We start from the raw sequence: 15700 nt of genomic DNA on the forward strand, positions 1-15700 counted from the left end.
TGAGGAGTGAGGAAGAAGTTCCGCAGATTCAGGCCCGCGCGCTAAATGCCCAGAGTCCTGCTTAGATGACGGGGCGGATGGTACAGAAGCGGAGCTCACATGCCAAGTGCCCCTCGAGCGCGAGAGGCGCAAATCGAGGAGCACGAGGCGTCTATGAAGCGAGCAGGTCAGTCCTCGCCAAAGAGTGTGGCGAGCAGTTCAGCGAGCTGGCGCTTGTGGGTGGAGGCCCGGCCTGCCGCAGGGGAAGCGGACGCAGGACGCGACACCACGATGGGCTGCACGCCCAGTTCGGTGAACACGTTAAGCGCCATGAACGGCCACGCGCCCTGGTTGCGGGGCTCATCCTGCGCCCACACAACCTCAGCACCCGGGTAGCGATCCAGCTGCTCACGAATCTCATCGATCGGCTTGGGGTAGTACTGCTCGACACGCACGATCGCAGTCGACCATGCTTCCTTCGCCTCACGTTCCTTGACCAGGTCGTAGTAGAGACGGCCTGAACACAACACCACGCGATTGACATCGGTGACGCGCTGGTCGACCTCGCCAATGACGGGCAGGAAGTGACCGGACGTGAAATCGTCGATCGACGAGCTGGCTGCGGGCAGACGCAGCAGCTGCTTGGGCGTGAACGCAATGAGGGGTTTACGAGGGCGCCTGTAGGCCTGCGTGCGCAGCATGTGGAAATGCTGTGCCGGTGTCGACGGCTGACAGATCCACATGTTGTTTTCGGCGGCCAAAGTCAGATAACGCTCAATGCGCGCTGACGAGTGGTCGGGGCCCTGCCCTTCATAGCCGTGGGGGAGCAGAAGGACAACCGAGGAGCGTTGTCCCCACTTCTGCTCAGATGAGCTGACGAACTCATCGATCACTGACTGGGCGCCATTGGCGAAGTCACCGAACTGTGCTTCCCACACGACCAGCGCATCAGGACGCTGAACCGAGTAGCCGTATTCAAATCCCATGACGACGTACTCAGACAGGGGCGAATCGTAGATTTCGAAGATCGCCTGATCGTCGGTGAGGAAGTTGAGCGGAGTGAACTCGCGGCCATTGTTGTGGTCATGCAGAACCGCGTGACGCTGGACGAACGTTGCACGACGGGCGTCCTGTCCGGAAAAACGCACCGGAGTTCCTTCCATGACCAGCGAGCCCAAAGCGATCAGCTCACCAAAGCCCCAGTCGATCGGGCGTGTGCCCGTCGCCATTTCCTGACGCCGTTCACACAGCTTCAGCATCTTGGGATGGGGAACGAAGCCATCAGGGAAGGTGTTGAATGCTTCACCGATGCGTTCGATGGCGCCTGCCGGAACGGGGGATTCCCAACCGATCATCATGCCCTGGCCAGGCAGCTGGGATTCAGGAACCTGCCAGCCTTCCTCACGGGTCTGCGTGAGGATCTTGTTCAACTCGTCTTCGTATTCCTTGATGGATGCTTCGACCTCTTCTTCGGTCAGCTGCTCGCGTCCGATCAGGTTACGCATGTAGACGGTGCGGGTTGATGGAATCTGACGGATCAGTTCATACATGACGGGTTGCGTCATCGACGGATCGTCGCCCTCGTTGTGGCCGCGTCGGCGGTAGCACACCAGATCCACGATCACGTCCTTATGGAAGCGCTCGCGATAGGCCATTGCCAGATGTCCCATGCGCACCACTGACTCGGGATCATCGCCGTTGACGTGCAGGATCGGCACCTGCAGGCCTTTGGCCAGGTCCGTCGGGTAACGGGTTGAGCGTCCCGATGTCGGGCCGGTTGTGAAACCGATCTGGTTGTTGACGATCAGGTGGATCGTGCCGCCGGTTCGATATCCCTTGAGCTGAGACAGGTTCAGTGTTTCCTGCACGACTCCTTGGCCAATGAAGGCGGCATCGCCGTGGATCAGAATCGGCACAACCGAGAAATCATCGTCATGGAGCTGATCCTGCTTGGCGCGCACGATGCCTTCGAGGACGCCGTCAGCGGCCTCCAGGTGCGACGGGTTTGCAGCCAGATACACCTTGGTGGCCACACCGTCTTCACGGCTGAACACGCCTTCAGTGCCCAGGTGGTACTTCACGTCGCCGGAGCCTTCGTCCTGCGGGTTTTCGTTGCCTTCAAACTCAGAGAAGATCTGCCCGTAGGACTTGCCGGCAATGTTGGCCAGTACGTTCAACCTGCCGCGGTGAGCCATTCCGATAGCCACCTCAGGTAAACCGGCCTGTGCTGCATCCGACAGGATCGCATCAAGCAGTGGAATCAGCGATTCGCCGCCCTCCAGTGAGAACCGCTTCTGCCCGACGTACTTGGTCTGGAGGAACTCCTCGAATGCCTCCGCGTGATTGAGAGTAGACAAAATGTGGCGCTGTTCCTCAGTCGAGGGCACGGAGTAGGGCTTCTCGATGCGCTCTTGGACCCATTTGCGCTGCTCAGGATCCTGAATGTGCATGTATTCAATGCCGATGGTGCGTGTATATGTATCGCGCAAACGATCGAGGATTTCCCTCAGCGTCATGTAGGATTCCCCGCCAAAACCGCCTGTGGGGAACTGACGATCCAGATCCCACACCGACAGGCCGTAGCTGGTGATATCCAGGTCAGGATGGCGCCGCACACGATAAGCCAGCGGGTCAGTGTCAGCAGCAAGGTGCCCGCGCGAGCGGTATGCGTGAATCAATTCCGCAATACGTGCAGGCTTGCCTTTTTCGCGCTCAATGTCGTATTCGCGATCAGGCTCCCAGTGATAAGGCGGGTGGGGGACATGATAGGTATCGAAGACGCGATCCCAGAATCCGTCCTTGCCGGACAGCTTGTTGTCCATCAACCGCAAGAACTCGCCGGATGCCGCACCCTGAATAATGCGATGGTCATAGGTGGAGGACAGGAACATCGTCTTGCCGATGCCGAGCTGAGCCAGACGGCGAGGGGACACGCCCGCGAATTCGGCGGGGTAGTTCGTCGCGCCGACACCGACGATGAGTCCTTGACCTGTCATCAGGCGCGGAACAGATGTCGTGGTGCCGATCGTGCCGGGATTCGTCAGGGTCACGGTGCCGCCCTGGAAATCATCCGGGGTCAGTTCACCATCGCGAGCACGACGCACCGTGTCGTTATAGGCGGCAACGAACTCGAGAAATGTCAGTGTGTCCGCTTCCTGCAGGACCGGCACCATCAGCGAGCGCTTCCCGTTGGGTTGCGCCACGTCGATCGCCAGCCCGAAACCGACGTGCGCGAGACGCTCAATTTGCGGCCGGCCCTTCTTGTCGGTGGAGTAGCGCACGTTCATTGACGGCATCTCGCACATGGCTTCCACCAGCGCGTATCCGATCAGGTGAGTGAACGAGACCTTGCCGCCGGTCGTGCGAGCCAAGTGGCGGTTGAGCAGTGAACGGTTTTCGATCAGCAGTTTTGCCGGTACCTGGCGGGCAGATGTGGCGGTCGGAATCGTCAGCGACTGGTCCATGTTTTTCGCCGTTGCCCGTGCAATGCCCTTCAACAGATCGGTACGATCTTCGGTCCGCGCATCCTCATTGAGCTCAGTGGCCGCGCGCGCCGCCGTCATGCGCGTGTAGGGCGAGGTGGCTTCACTGGTCTGCGCCAGTGGTGCGGGAGGAAGGTCGGATCGTGTGACCAGCATCGTGTTGGCTGGACGCTCTTCCTCTGACTCGTCGGCAACGTCACTTGCCGAAGTCTGGTCGGCTTCGTCGCCGTCCGGTTCGCTGGCTTGTATGTCCTCTTCAGCTGTGACGCGTACATCGGCTTCGTCAGCCTTTTCGAGGGCGTCGACAGCCTTGAAGTACTCGCGCCAGGCGTCGTCAACTGAACTGGGATCCTCGTCGTACTGGACCCTCATGTGGTCAATCCACCACTGCTGATCCTTTTCGGACTCATGAGTTGATTCGTGTTGATCGGAGGCGTCCACCGTGGTCACTCCTATCGTGGAAACGTGAGGTTTGCTCGCCTCCAGCATAGAGGGTTTTGTGGGGAAGTCTCTCGATATTGAGATAATTTATCGAGTTTTTGTCAAACTGTGCGTGTGCTGGCCAAATACCCACCCAATACTTGTCTATTCCTTTACATATTGGTACGAGGGTGGCCGCGCCGCATGTCCACCGCTGTTCATGCCCGAACATTTGCCTGTACACTATTGGTCATCATGGACAGTGACAGTTGCCCCTTGACATTCACTTTGATGATGCCTAGCGATGTGCCCAGTCAGTCGCACACACATGAGGTTGTCTCGTGGTTTTAGACATCATTTTCTTGCTGCTCGGAGTTGTGCTGACATTCGGCACCTTCATCTTTGTGTCCTCGGAGTTTTCCTTGGTTGCACTTGACCAGGCATCCGTCGAACGGCGAGCATCAGCAGGCGATAAGCGCGCAGCACAAGTCCTGAAAGCCACACGCACGTTGTCCACCCAGCTATCTGGTTCCCAGGTCGGAATCACGCTGACAACTATTTTGCTGGGCTATACAACTCAGTCGGTTCTGACCCGACTGATCAACGATGGCCTGATATCCGTGGGATTGGCCAGCGCCATAGCCGGAACGATTGGCGTACTCGTCTCAGCCGTGCTCATCAATGCATTTTCGATGCTCTTCGGTGAGCTGCTGCCCAAGAACCTTGCTCTGGCGCATCCGCTGAAAACCGCCGGTATGGTGGTGCCATTCCAGATGGCGTTCACGTGGATCTGCAAACCGATCATCTTCCTGCTCAACGGCACAGCGAACGCGATTTTGCGGCTAATAGGCATTGAACCCCAGGAAGAGATCTCCTCTGCCCGGTCGGCGTCCGAACTGGCCGCCCTCGTGCGTCACAGTGCAGAAGAAGGAACACTGGACACCTCCACCGCATCTTTGTTCACGAACTCTATTCGAGTCGGTCAGCTCTCCGCCGTGGACGTGATGTCCGATCGAGGACTGCTGTGCACGCTTGGATCCGACGCGGTAGCTGCTGACGTCGTGGCACTGTCGAAGGAAACTGGTCACTCGCGTTTCCCCGTCATTGGTGATGACAGTGATGACGTGCTCGGTTTTGTCTCATTGCGCCGCGCGGTTGCTGTGCCGTGGGAGAAACGCTCTGACGTGTCCGTCCTGTCGTCCTCTCTGCTCAACCCCGCCCCGAAAGTGCCCGAGACGATGTCTCTTGCTCCGCTGCTGCTTCACCTGCGTGAAGAGGGCCTGCAGATGGCTGTTGTGGTGGACGAGTATGGCGGAGTTGCCGGCATCGTCACCCTGGAAGACGTCGTGGAAGAAATCGTCGGAGAGGTATCCGACGAGCATGATCATCGTCGCCTCGGTATACGCACTCAGGTTGACGGCACGTACCTGGTGCCCGGAAGGCTGCGGCCCGACGAGCTGGCCGAACGGCTCGGAATTATCGTCCCCGACGAGGGCGGCTACGAAACCCTGGCTGGGCTGATCATTGACAATATTGGTCGCGTCCCCGAAACAGGCGACACAGTGGTGGTCGATCGTGTGCGCCTGACTGTCACGCAGATGCAGGGCCGGCGCGTCACGCAAATTGAAGTGGAGCCTCCCCAGACCGATGACCAGGAGCAGGAGGATGAGCTGATATGAGCCCCGCACTTGGCATCTTTCTGACCATATTGCTGTTGGCCATCAACGCGTTCTTCGTGGCGGGTGAGTTCGCCACCACCTCGACCAGGCGATCACAGATTGAGCCTCTGCGTGACAAAGGCGTGCGCGGCGCCAAGCAGGCGATGTACGCGCTCAAACATGTCTCCCTCATGCTGGCGATTTGCCAGCTGGGTATTACGGTGGCCTCCACGTCACTGGGATTCGTTGCTGAACCGGCGATCGCGCACCTCATTCACGACCCGCTGGTGGCAATCGGAATGCCGTCAGCAAGCGCTCACGTTGTCGCGTTTGTTGTGGCCCTCCTGATCGTCCTGTTCGCGCATGTGGTGTTCGGGGAAATGGTGCCGAAGAACATCTCGATCGCCATGCCGCACACCGCGCTGCTGATATTGGCTCCGCCGCTCGTCGCGATGGGACACGTACTGCACGGTGTAATCCATGCAATGGACAACGCAGCGAACTGGTTCTTGAAGATCCGCGGAATCGAGCCACAGTCGGAAATTTCCGCGACCTTCACCGTCGAAGAAGTCGCTTCGATCGTCAAGCTGTCGGAGCGCGAAGGAACAATCTCGGACGACCTGGGACTGCTCAGCGGAGCACTCGAGTTTTCTGAAGAAACCGCAAAGTCGGACATGGTCGCCCTCGACGATCTGATCACGGTTCCTCGCGACGCGACACCCAACGATGTCGAGCGCCTCGTGGCGCAAACGGGATTCTCACGCTTCCCGGTGACTGGAGACGGCGACGAAATCATCGGCTACATTCACCTCAAGGACATCCTCTATGCCGATACTGAAAAGGAGCGTCTGGAGCCGATCACCGCATGGAGGATCCGGAAGATGGATCGCGTCCATGAAAATGACGAGGTGGAAGACGCCCTGCGACGCATGCAGAAGTCGGGGACACACTGTGCACTGGTGATGGGGGAATCGGGGGCAGTCATCGGTGTATTGTTCTTGGAGGACATACTCGAAGACCTGGTCGGTGAAGTCAGGGATTCCCTGCAGCGCGGACAGCTCGGGTGACACTGTGCGGCAGAGATCTCGGCGGGGGAATGCAACGTGCGTGATGGTGCCCACTGGCGACCTGATGTGATGAATGACCCGTGCGTCTCGCGCGGATTAGGCTTCCCATCTGGCAGTGCATCAGCTAGTCTCGGTCACAGGCCGTTATAGTTTTGTGATCAGAGCTGTCGCGGGTTATATTGACGTCAGTGCTATGCGGCGCAATCAACAAGACGATGCGTCGAGGGCGATATCTGTGGAATTCAGGAAGGAACGGGCATGGGATCTGCGGAATTGACACCGCAAATCGATGCGCCACACACGGTACCTGAACAGGGTCACACTATCGCCTCCCCGTTTCCTCGTCGCAGCACGATCCACCAGCACACACGCCCTGAGTCCATCGACGCGCTCAGTGTGATCTCACCTTTCCCATCTCGCCGCTCGCTGCATGCGGACGCGTCGCCCTCGTCAATCGACGACGAAGCGGCTGACACCTCGCGAAATGAGGCTCTGGTCGGACTGGACGCGCTGCCCAAACGGGCTGATCGCCACGCTCGTCCAACACGTTCACGACGCGTGCGACGCACCACGACATCCTATACGAGGCAGAATAATGCGCCGTCGAGCCGCCTACGCACCCGCAAACCGCTGGCTCTCAGCGTCCTGGCTGTCGCCACTATTGGAATTGCGATCCCGCTGAGTGCATTCCTCAGCCCGCAGGATGTGTCCAACCAGCCGGTCGCAGCCACCTACAGCGGGCCTGCTCAGACCAGCTGGGCGACGATCGGAAACACGACCACGCATGCTGGGACGCTCGAGGCGTACGCCGGTGCCGCATCTCGTTCACGCGCACGCCAGCCACTGGACGTCGACCCGTGTGTGCAGGCAGAAGGTGCCGCTGACGGAAACCGTGCGGTGCGTGAATCTGCCAATGTCATGTGGCCATTGAAGCAAGGCAGCTACGAAGTGACCTCACCGTTCTCCATGCGCGTCTCACCCATCTCAGGCCAACTCCTCATGCATGAAGGCGTTGATATGGCGTCCACGCTGGGAGAGCCAATCCACGCGATTGCTGACGGCACGGTTGTCGAATTCAGCCAGGACTCCCGCTCAGGATCCTACGTGCGTATTGAGCACCGCCTCCCTGACGGCACCGTGTACTACTCGGCTTATGCCCATCAGAGTTCCAGTGACGTGCTGGTGAAGGAAGGCGACACCGTGACGGCCGGACAGGTGATCGGTGCGGTGGGCAATGAAGGATGGTCCACAGGGCCGCACCTGCACTTTGAAATCCGTACGGCAGATGACACGCCGGTCGATCCGATGCAGTGGATGCCGGAGCATCAGGCACATTTCCTGGATCAGGTATGTCAGTAAATTCCCAGCGGGCAGATGAGCGAGGACCACTCATCATCGCTCACCGAGGCGGAGCTGACGAGAGGCCCGAAAATACGATGCGCGCCTTCCGCGGAGCCATTGACGCGGGCGTGATCCACCAGGAAACCGATGTGCACCTGACACTGGACGGTGTCGTTGTCGTCCACCACGACCCCTCCATACAGGTCACACACGGTGAACCGGTCACTATTGCGCAACGTACGTTCGACCAGATCCGCAGCCTTGATACGGCCAACGGTGAGCCGGTTGAACGACTCGAAGACGTGCTGAGCAAACTGCCGCTGGCGCGATGGAACATTGATGCAAAGGTTGATGAGGTTGTCGATCCGCTGATCCATGTCATTGATCAGGCAGAGGCATGGGATCGAGTTGTCCTAGCCTCGTTCAGTGAGCCGCGTCTGCGCCGCGTTCGCCACGCCCGCCCCTTCGCTTCCACGTCGCTGGGAATGTCAGGGATCGCGAGGCTCATGGGTGCAGCTTCGACCGCCTCAAGTGCGCGCACATGGAACGTTCCTGGACCTGACCAGGGAGTGCTTGCCGCACAAGTGCCGCTGGCATTTAGAGGGATTCGCGTGGTCACGCCGCGTTTCATTGCCACGGCACACCGACATGGCCTGGCTGTCCACGTGTGGACACTGAACGCTGCCGCGGATATTGAACACGTCAGGCGAATGGGAGTCGACGGCATTATTACCGACCGGCCCACGATGGCCCTGGAACTCGCGCGCCTCTGATATTTGGTTACTGCACACAGAAGTAGCGATGCGACGTCCGGCGGTGCGAAAATCAACCTATGGAGATTCTGACTGCCACCGGCCTGTCAAGTGCTGCCGGCCTGAACGCGTACATTCCCTTGCTCATCCTGGGCGCACTGGACAAATTCACGTCGTGGGTGAATCTGCCACCCGCGTGGAACTGGCTGTCATCATGGTGGTCGCTGGGAATCCTCGCAGTCCTTCTGGTCGTCGAAGTCGTCGCTGACAAGATCCCGGCCCTCGATTCGGTCAACGACATCGTGCACACATTCATTCGGCCGGCATCCGGTGGCATTGTCTTCGCCTCTGGTGTGGGTGCACAAACGGTTGCCACCAACGACCCGGACTCGTTTTTTGCCGACACGTCCAACTGGCTGCCCATCGTCATCGGACTGGTGATCGCGCTGGTCGTCCACCTGACGAAAGCATCCGCGCGTCCGATCGCCAATGTGACAACCGCAGGCCTGGCCACTCCGTTCATCTCCGCAGGCGAGGACACGGCGTCCCTGGGGATCTCACTGCTCGCCGTGGTCGCCCCCATCATTGCTCTGATCCTGGTTGTCATTGTCATCGCATTCATGGCGTGGGCGATCGTGACGGTGCGCCGCTCCCTACAGCGCGTCCCACGATCAGGTCGTCACGAACGAGAGATCATCAGCGACGCGGACACCCTCGACAATCTCAACGATGCACGAGGGCGGCCTACGCGCGACTAAATGCCGGGTGATCCTTTCCACTGGCTGTGCGCGTGAGCAGGGGAGCGCCACTGCAGGCGGAAGTGCTAAACTCGACAGGCGTTGGCCCCGATAGCTCAGCGGATAGAGCGTCTGCCTCCGGAGCAGAAGGTCGCAGGTTCGAGTCCTGTTCGGGGCGCGGGACTGGTTTAGCAAAGTGGCGTTATATCAACGAAAAGTGGTTTTGCGTAATTCCGGCTACCCTCTCTCGTTCCCCGAGCGTTCCCCGAAAAAAGCTCGTACTAAATAGCCTGCGAGCGCTCGCGGCCATGCTTCGTCGTGTTGGGAACACCCCGGCACCTGACCCCCGCGCCGCTCTTTCTCCCTACCGCCCTGTCTTAGCAAGCGTGGAGCGTGGCAACTCAAAGGTGAATGGGGTTTAAGACCTGAGAGAGTGATTAATAGGCGGGGTGTGTGAGACTTCTAGTAGCGGATCCGGCCTGTGCAACATTCGGGGGATTCCCCTAATTTGCAACATTCTGAGGATCCTCAGGATTCGATAACGACGGATCTGTCGAATCGGAGATATTGGCACTTGTGCCAATATCGATGCTGCCGCGTTTCCAGCGTCCGTTTTCTCTCCTGCCGTCTGCTTCCAGCACGAGGGCTGTTGTCATAGCGTGCTGCCCGCTCAATGCGTCCGTGTAATGTAGCATGGAGTTGTGGTTAATCGTGTAACTACTGATCAAGTAGTAAGCATCCTTGAAGCTGGTGACCCTGACAATGAAGTGTGGGCGGCTTTTAGTAGAGCCGTCACCCTGTTCGCCTATAAAGCGCGCTTGTCGTACGACGAATGTGTGGCCTGCGCGTGGATATGGGCGCATGAACACCCTCAACAACTGGTAACCGCGTGGAACCGCGGGGGTGTAGGCGGGCTGATTCTGCGAGTGCGTGGCCGCTTAACCGAAGTATTCAAGGACTACAAGCACCACAAACACGAGGAATGTAACTTGCTGGTGACGGGCTTTCAACCTGAACCGTTGGACGCGTAAGCATGTGTAGTGAGTACAGTGCGCCTGTGGTGCGTGAGCTGGTGCGCGCGTCGTTCAGTGATGCTCACGCGTGGGGGTGGAGTATTGACGGCACGTATCGTGAAGTGGGGATGCCGCGCGCCCAGTTCGACCCTTACAGGCAGTCAACGTTATGGGCGTGCGTGGCTGACGGTAGACGCGCGTTCGACGCGCTGCCAGCACAGTTGCGTCGCCGCGTCTATCTCAGCGTGGTCATGGGCTTGCCACAGGTGGAAGTAGCGCGCCGTGAGGGTGTCACTCAGGGCGCTGTGTGGCAGTCGCTAACGCGTGCTGACGAACTCATGTTGACGTTTCTCAACGGTGACGAGGACGAAGCCGGGTAGGGCGGTTGACAGTCACGGCCGTGCGCCTCATACTGTGCGTAGCGCTTCTAGCGCTACAGTGATAAATTCCATGGGATATTTACCCTTTCGTCATGGAATTTGTACGCCGGCTTTTGCCAGCGCCTTACCCCAGCGCGCTCACGCTGGGGTAAGCCTTTACCCGCGCCACCACTTTGTGTGAGAACGGTTCTCAGTCTCCTTGATTGCTGCCCACCCATGCCGCGCCGACGCGGGGGCGCGGTGCGCTCGCGGGCGTGACGCGCGTGGCTCCCACCGCCGATTGCCATGAGAGCCACACGCCGCAATGTTGGACTGGTGCGTTGACAGGTTAGGCGCACCCCTCCAACCCACTGTCAAACAGGGATCCTTGCTTGCCGTCGCCCGTGTAGGTTGTATTTGTCCGCAACACCGCAACATCGTTGGTATCGCACGGGAAAGTCCCGTTGCATATCGCTTTTGTATCCGCAACATCCGCAACAGATTCGTCATGAGTGTTGCACTTGTTGCGGATAGCATCCGCGGGGACGCCCTGACTATTCGTTGGTATAACGCCAATGTTGCGGTGTTGCGCTTGTTGCGCTTCTTGGAGACTGCGGGCGGGTAGGTACCGTTCCCACGCGTCAATGAACGCGTCACGCAAGTATCCGCGCGGGGTTGCACCGCCGATCCTGATGGCTTGGGGGTGAATACCGTAACCCTTGAGCATGCGGGCAAGGCGACGCGTGTCCATCGGGCGGCCTTTGAGGTCGCCCCACGGTGATTCCTCCATCATGTTCAGCTCGTTAACTAACTCGCCGCTTGTAATCCTGTCAGCTCCTTTACTCTCGAAGATGGTGTGAATGTCAACGAGTAGTTCGGCCCCCAGTGTTGCGGGCGTGGATTCGGCGCTTGTCATGGTGATTGCCGCGGTACGCGCGGCTTGCGGCCACGCACCCCCAGCAAGATCAGCCACGGCAATAAGCGGCTCCCACACATCCGCGTTACGGTCTCGGATCTGGTTAGGCAACATGGGGATGCCCACGTTATCCCGTTGTTGGCTTGCCCACTGCTCGAACCAATCATGCAGCCCGATAGCTTCAGGTTCGCACGTGCGGATCCTCCACTGCTCCACCTGCTCGGAACGCTTACGCCGCCGCATCCTGACAATGACAGAACGCGTGGCAATCGTGTCAGGTAGATACCCCAAGCCCGCGAGCGCTACGGCACAGTACGTGTCGAATTCTTCGATGCCCGCCCCGTGATCGAGGCATCTCCCAATACGTGCGCCTTTACGGTGTCCAGCGTTGAGGAATGAACGTAGGTCTTCGTTGCCGTTTGCTTTGGGGCCGAAGATTGCGTCTATCTCGTCGAACAGGACGGTTGGGGACGTGTCTTCCTTAGAGACGCGCCTGAACAGGTAGGCGGGTGAGACGTTGGAAAATGACAGTCCGTTGCACACGAGTGGTGCTGTCACTTCCAGTGCTCGTGTCTTGCCTGACCCAGGTTCGGGAGAGAGGAAAGCGAGCCGGGGGGTTCCTTCCCACTCGTCCATGAACCATGTGTGCGCTATCCATAGGACGTGCGCAACGCGTGATTCACTGGTGGGGTAGGCGACGAAGCGGCCTAGGAATTTGTAGACGGCATCGAATAGTTCGCTGCCTTCTTCTTTTTCGCTCAATCGTCCACCCCGCGTTCTTTAAGGGTTCGGCGTTGGCGTTCTGCCCGCGCGTGGTCGCCCCGCATGTCGCACAAGGTGGCGTAATCGGGGTAGCGGATCGCGTCTTCTAGATAGGGTAGGCATAGTGCCATGATTGCCGTGAAGTAGTCTTCGCACGCCTTCCAACCGCGTTCGAACCACTCTTGGATCCACTGGTGTTTATGCTCTTCCACGGCACGCTTGTAGCCGTCTACATAGCCTTCGTGGTGACCGATTGAGATACCGTCGGTCATTCCCTGCACGTAGATTTGTTGCTCACGCGGGGTGAAGCGTCTCCAATCATGTTTATGCGCACTCATACGACCACCCCGCTAGGGGTCTCGTTGGTGAGTATGAATACTTCTAGGGGGATGAGGCTGGCAGTCTGCTCGTCAATGCCCATGCCTTTAGCAAGTAGGCGTGTCACGTCGTTCCCGAACATACAGGTGTGCCCCTTAACAGTCCTGTGTTCTAACTGCCTGAATAGGTCGGGCGGGGGTGTGATGTGGTGCTTGTCTAGGGCTTGCATCACGCCACTGACGGGTATCCAGAATACAGCGTGGACACGGGTTGAGCTTCGGTCTATGCAAGCGCCGTCGAGTCGGCTCTCGAAGTCTCCCAAGCGCCCAACGTTCGTGCTACAATAAGCGTATTCCGGTGGCTGACTGGGGGGCGTTCCACGATGAGAGCGCCCCCCTCTCGTGTACTCACCCTTCGAATTGTTGAGTGTCATGCCGCGTCACCGTCCCTGTACTGGTTGGGTGTGGGCACGCCTTCGGTTAACAGGCGCTCCATCTCGTCTGCGGGGATCAAGATACGCGAGCCGAACTCAACGGTTTTGATCCGCCCTTGCTTGATCCACGTGTAGATCGTGTTGGGCGCAATGCCGGTGAAGGCCGTCAAGTCGCTAACCTTCATGTAAGCGCGGTATTGCCTGTGCTCGTCCCTACAGGCTTTGCGGGTTACCGGATTGTTTTCTGGTGCGCTCACAGGGCATCACCACTGGCTGAGATGGTTCCGCGTTCAAGGAACTTCTCGTACTCGTCAAGCGGGATGCGTATGACGCGACTGTGGTCGCCTAGCTTAAGTGCTGGTAATTGCCCGCTGTTGATCCACTTATGCACGGTGGTTGGCGTGACACGCAAAGTGTTAGCCACCTGGGTGACCGTAATGTAACTCGGTAAAGTGACTTTTTGGGTGACCTGTTGAGTGACACGACCTGATTTATGTTGACTTATGTCGTATAAATGGGCCATAGTGTATATGCCTCCTCATGTAAGAGGGGGAGCCAATGGAAGAACACTCACGCAAGTAAATCTTCTGTTCACTGTGCCTCGCCTGAAGTGTTGCAGCACTTCGGGCGAGGCGTGGACGGCTCACCCCGTCGGTGAATGGATCATCTGTTCGATGACCCTTCTCGCATTTAAGCACAAGACAGAAGTCTTATCTACCTTGTCGAGACTCTTTATCCACAGGCCATGATGGCCGTGAAGCGTGGTTACGTGCATCGAACTCACCTTAGCGGGGGGAGAATCACAGGAAGTCCACAGCCTTATCCACAGCCTAATGCGGCTATAGACAAGTGTGTTGATACTGATTATCAACTAAAAGATGGTGGCGTGATATCGGTTTTCCACAGGCACCCCCCCGCGGCTCAATCCACAGACTTAGCGCGTGGCTCTCCAAGGCGAATACCACGGTTGAAGGGAAGATTTTTGTCTGTTATCGGCGTGTCGCGCCTGACCCCTATGCGCCCAAGGTATGACGCGCTGAGTCGGACAGTGCTACCCCAGCGCTACACACTGCTTCCGTTCACCTGCGAGCGCTTAGCCCACGATGTCGGTTCTCGTTTCCGCTTCGCTTGCTGGTGGGTTCAACACCCAATCAGCCATGTAGGTGGCCACAAGGCGCTGACGCTCCAAGCTAGCGTGAGAATAGCGGCGCTGCATATTCGGATCATTCCTGACCTCGTGCCCCATCATCGCGTCGACATCCATCATGATGGCACCACTGGTTAGCTGGGCTTGCGTCTCGAACGTATGGCGCAAACAGTAGGGTGCCATCCGGTCATAGTCATGCCGTTTCTGTGTGGCCTTCACGGTCTTTTGGAAACTGGTCAGTGAGACTGCTCGCCCTTTTTCTTTAGGTGACTGGAACACGTAAGCATCCACCCCGGTCATATGGCTACTAATGTGCTGCTTCAACATCGCGGTGATGCGCGGGTCAATCGGAATGGTGCGAAGACTGGAGCGCGTTTTAGCGTTGTCCTCGCCTCGCTGCGCCTCGCCTTCCATCTTCACTGTGTGCTCGATGCGCACAAGATTGTTCTTGAAGTCAATCGCCTTGGGCTTCAAGCCTCTGACTTCTCCCGGCCTCATGCCGGTAACAGTCATGAGAACTAAGGCGGGTCTGCTCTCGTCGGACGCTTCGGCTATCACGTTCTGTACTTCCTCACGCGATAAAGCACGGTTGGAGTGAGCGGGCGGCTCGTTGACCTGTGGGCGTATAAGATCCTTCGAGTGTCTGCTGACCTTCGGCACCACGTCGATCACGTCGGAATCTTCCGCCGCTCTCATAATCTGCTTAAACAAGCGCCACACTTCCTTGCGCTGCCCGTAGCCCAATGGTGCGACAACCTCGGTCACCCACTGGTCAATCATGTACTTGTCGATCTGCTTGATCGGAACGTCTTCCCAGTAGGGCAGAATATATTTTTTGATTCTTGGCTCGCGTGTGCGCGCTGATGAGGGTGCCCATCGGACGGACTTCCTGAACATCGGGTAGTAGTCGCCAAACGTCATATTGTCGTACCGGGCTTTGCGTTCTGCTTCGGCGCGCTCACGCTCCACCTGCTCAGGACTTTTCCACGTTCCCCGGTCAATAGATTGCTTCTCAGTCGATAGCCATACTTGCGCGTCTTCCTTGCGTGAGAACGTGGCCGGGGCGGCTATACGCTTCCCATTCTTGCGCGGGTCTGGATAATCCGCCCTGTAATTCCCGGACGGTAGGCGCTTGATTTTACCGAAGGGTCGCTGCTGTTGGTGCGTGTTGCGTGGCATGGTGGTGGCTCCTTTGAGTGCGTTTCGTTCCCCGAGCGTTCCCCGAACGTTCCCCGAAACACCTAAAAACAAGCATAATACAGGCACTAGACGCACTCAAGGCAGACGGGACTTTTAGGCTCTATATCAACACAAAA

At 58.2% G+C, this 15700-nt stretch carries 14 protein-coding genes and 1 tRNA gene; 8 read left to right on the forward strand and 7 right to left on the reverse strand.

Features of this window, described 5'->3' with window-relative positions:
* Positions 1 to 167 precede the first annotated feature (167 nt).
* Complete coding sequence (locus AC1EJ1_RS07865; protein WP_480295647.1) at positions 168 to 3902, reverse strand: multifunctional oxoglutarate decarboxylase/oxoglutarate dehydrogenase thiamine pyrophosphate-binding subunit/dihydrolipoyllysine-residue succinyltransferase subunit; 3735 nt, start codon at positions 3900 to 3902, stop codon at positions 168 to 170.
* Positions 3903 to 4222: 320 nt separating this feature from the next.
* Here AC1EJ1_RS07865 and AC1EJ1_RS07870 point away from each other — a divergent pair, with 320 nt between their 5' ends.
* From AC1EJ1_RS07870 to AC1EJ1_RS07895, 6 genes are all read left to right on the forward strand, one after another.
* Complete coding sequence (locus tag AC1EJ1_RS07870; RefSeq protein ID WP_092648700.1) at positions 4223 to 5560, forward strand: hemolysin family protein; 1338 nt, start codon at positions 4223 to 4225, stop codon at positions 5558 to 5560.
* On the forward strand, positions 5557 to 6606 hold the full coding sequence (locus tag AC1EJ1_RS07875) for a hemolysin family protein (protein ID WP_070726401.1): 1050 nt from the start codon (positions 5557 to 5559) through the stop codon (positions 6604 to 6606). Before AC1EJ1_RS07870 ends, AC1EJ1_RS07875 begins: the two co-directional genes overlap by 4 nt.
* A gap of 258 nt (positions 6607 to 6864) precedes the next feature.
* A complete protein-coding gene (locus AC1EJ1_RS07880) occupies positions 6865 to 7965 on the forward strand; it encodes a M23 family metallopeptidase (protein ID WP_480295648.1) in 1101 nt (366 codons plus the stop codon).
* Positions 7956 to 8720, forward strand: coding sequence for a glycerophosphodiester phosphodiesterase family protein (locus AC1EJ1_RS07885; protein WP_070726404.1), 765 nt, complete (start codon positions 7956 to 7958; stop codon positions 8718 to 8720). The genes AC1EJ1_RS07880 and AC1EJ1_RS07885 overlap by 10 nt, the downstream gene beginning before the upstream one ends.
* Before the next feature lie 59 nt (positions 8721 to 8779).
* The gene (locus AC1EJ1_RS07890; RefSeq protein WP_480295649.1) at positions 8780 to 9457 is read left to right on the forward strand and encodes a DUF4126 domain-containing protein; all 678 of its coding nucleotides are present in this window, start codon (positions 8780 to 8782) and stop codon (positions 9455 to 9457) included.
* An 84-nt stretch (positions 9458 to 9541) separates the two neighbouring features.
* Positions 9542 to 9614, forward strand: a tRNA-Arg gene (locus AC1EJ1_RS07895).
* Positions 9615 to 9939: 325 nt separating this feature from the next.
* On the opposite strand, the gene AC1EJ1_RS07900 is transcribed toward AC1EJ1_RS07895, so the two are convergent.
* A complete protein-coding gene (locus tag AC1EJ1_RS07900) occupies positions 9940 to 10131 on the reverse strand; it encodes a hypothetical protein (RefSeq protein ID WP_480295650.1) in 192 nt (63 codons plus the stop codon).
* Between the two features lie 6 nt (positions 10132 to 10137).
* Here AC1EJ1_RS07900 and AC1EJ1_RS07905 point away from each other — a divergent pair, with 6 nt between their 5' ends.
* Complete coding sequence (locus AC1EJ1_RS07905; protein WP_480295651.1) at positions 10138 to 10467, forward strand: hypothetical protein; 330 nt, start codon at positions 10138 to 10140, stop codon at positions 10465 to 10467.
* Positions 10468 to 10493: 26 nt separating this feature from the next.
* A complete protein-coding gene (locus tag AC1EJ1_RS07910; protein WP_480295652.1) occupies positions 10494 to 10829 on the forward strand; it encodes a sigma factor-like helix-turn-helix DNA-binding protein in 336 nt (111 codons plus the stop codon).
* Positions 10830 to 11157: 328 nt separating this feature from the next.
* Here the strand turns inward: AC1EJ1_RS07910 and AC1EJ1_RS07915 are convergent, their stop codons facing one another.
* From AC1EJ1_RS07915 to AC1EJ1_RS07935, 5 genes are all read right to left on the reverse strand, one after another.
* Positions 11158 to 12486: a DUF3631 domain-containing protein gene (locus tag AC1EJ1_RS07915; RefSeq protein WP_480295653.1), complete on the reverse strand. Its 1329-nt coding sequence runs from the start codon at positions 12484 to 12486 to the stop codon at positions 11158 to 11160.
* Positions 12483 to 12824, reverse strand: coding sequence for a hypothetical protein (locus AC1EJ1_RS07920; protein WP_480295654.1), 342 nt, complete (start codon positions 12822 to 12824; stop codon positions 12483 to 12485). Before AC1EJ1_RS07920 ends, AC1EJ1_RS07915 begins: the two co-directional genes overlap by 4 nt.
* A 409-nt stretch (positions 12825 to 13233) precedes the next feature.
* On the reverse strand, positions 13234 to 13422 hold the full coding sequence (locus tag AC1EJ1_RS07925; RefSeq protein WP_480295655.1) for a helix-turn-helix domain-containing protein: 189 nt from the start codon (positions 13420 to 13422) through the stop codon (positions 13234 to 13236).
* Positions 13423 to 13490: 68 nt separating this feature from the next.
* Complete coding sequence (locus AC1EJ1_RS07930) at positions 13491 to 13760, reverse strand: helix-turn-helix domain-containing protein (RefSeq protein ID WP_480295656.1); 270 nt, start codon at positions 13758 to 13760, stop codon at positions 13491 to 13493.
* Positions 13761 to 14330: 570 nt separating this feature from the next.
* On the reverse strand, positions 14331 to 15563 hold the full coding sequence (locus tag AC1EJ1_RS07935) for a tyrosine-type recombinase/integrase (protein WP_480295657.1): 1233 nt from the start codon (positions 15561 to 15563) through the stop codon (positions 14331 to 14333).
* Between the last annotated feature and the right edge of the window lie 137 nt (positions 15564 to 15700).

This window comes from Pauljensenia sp. C0170B4, from assembly GCF_056590235.1.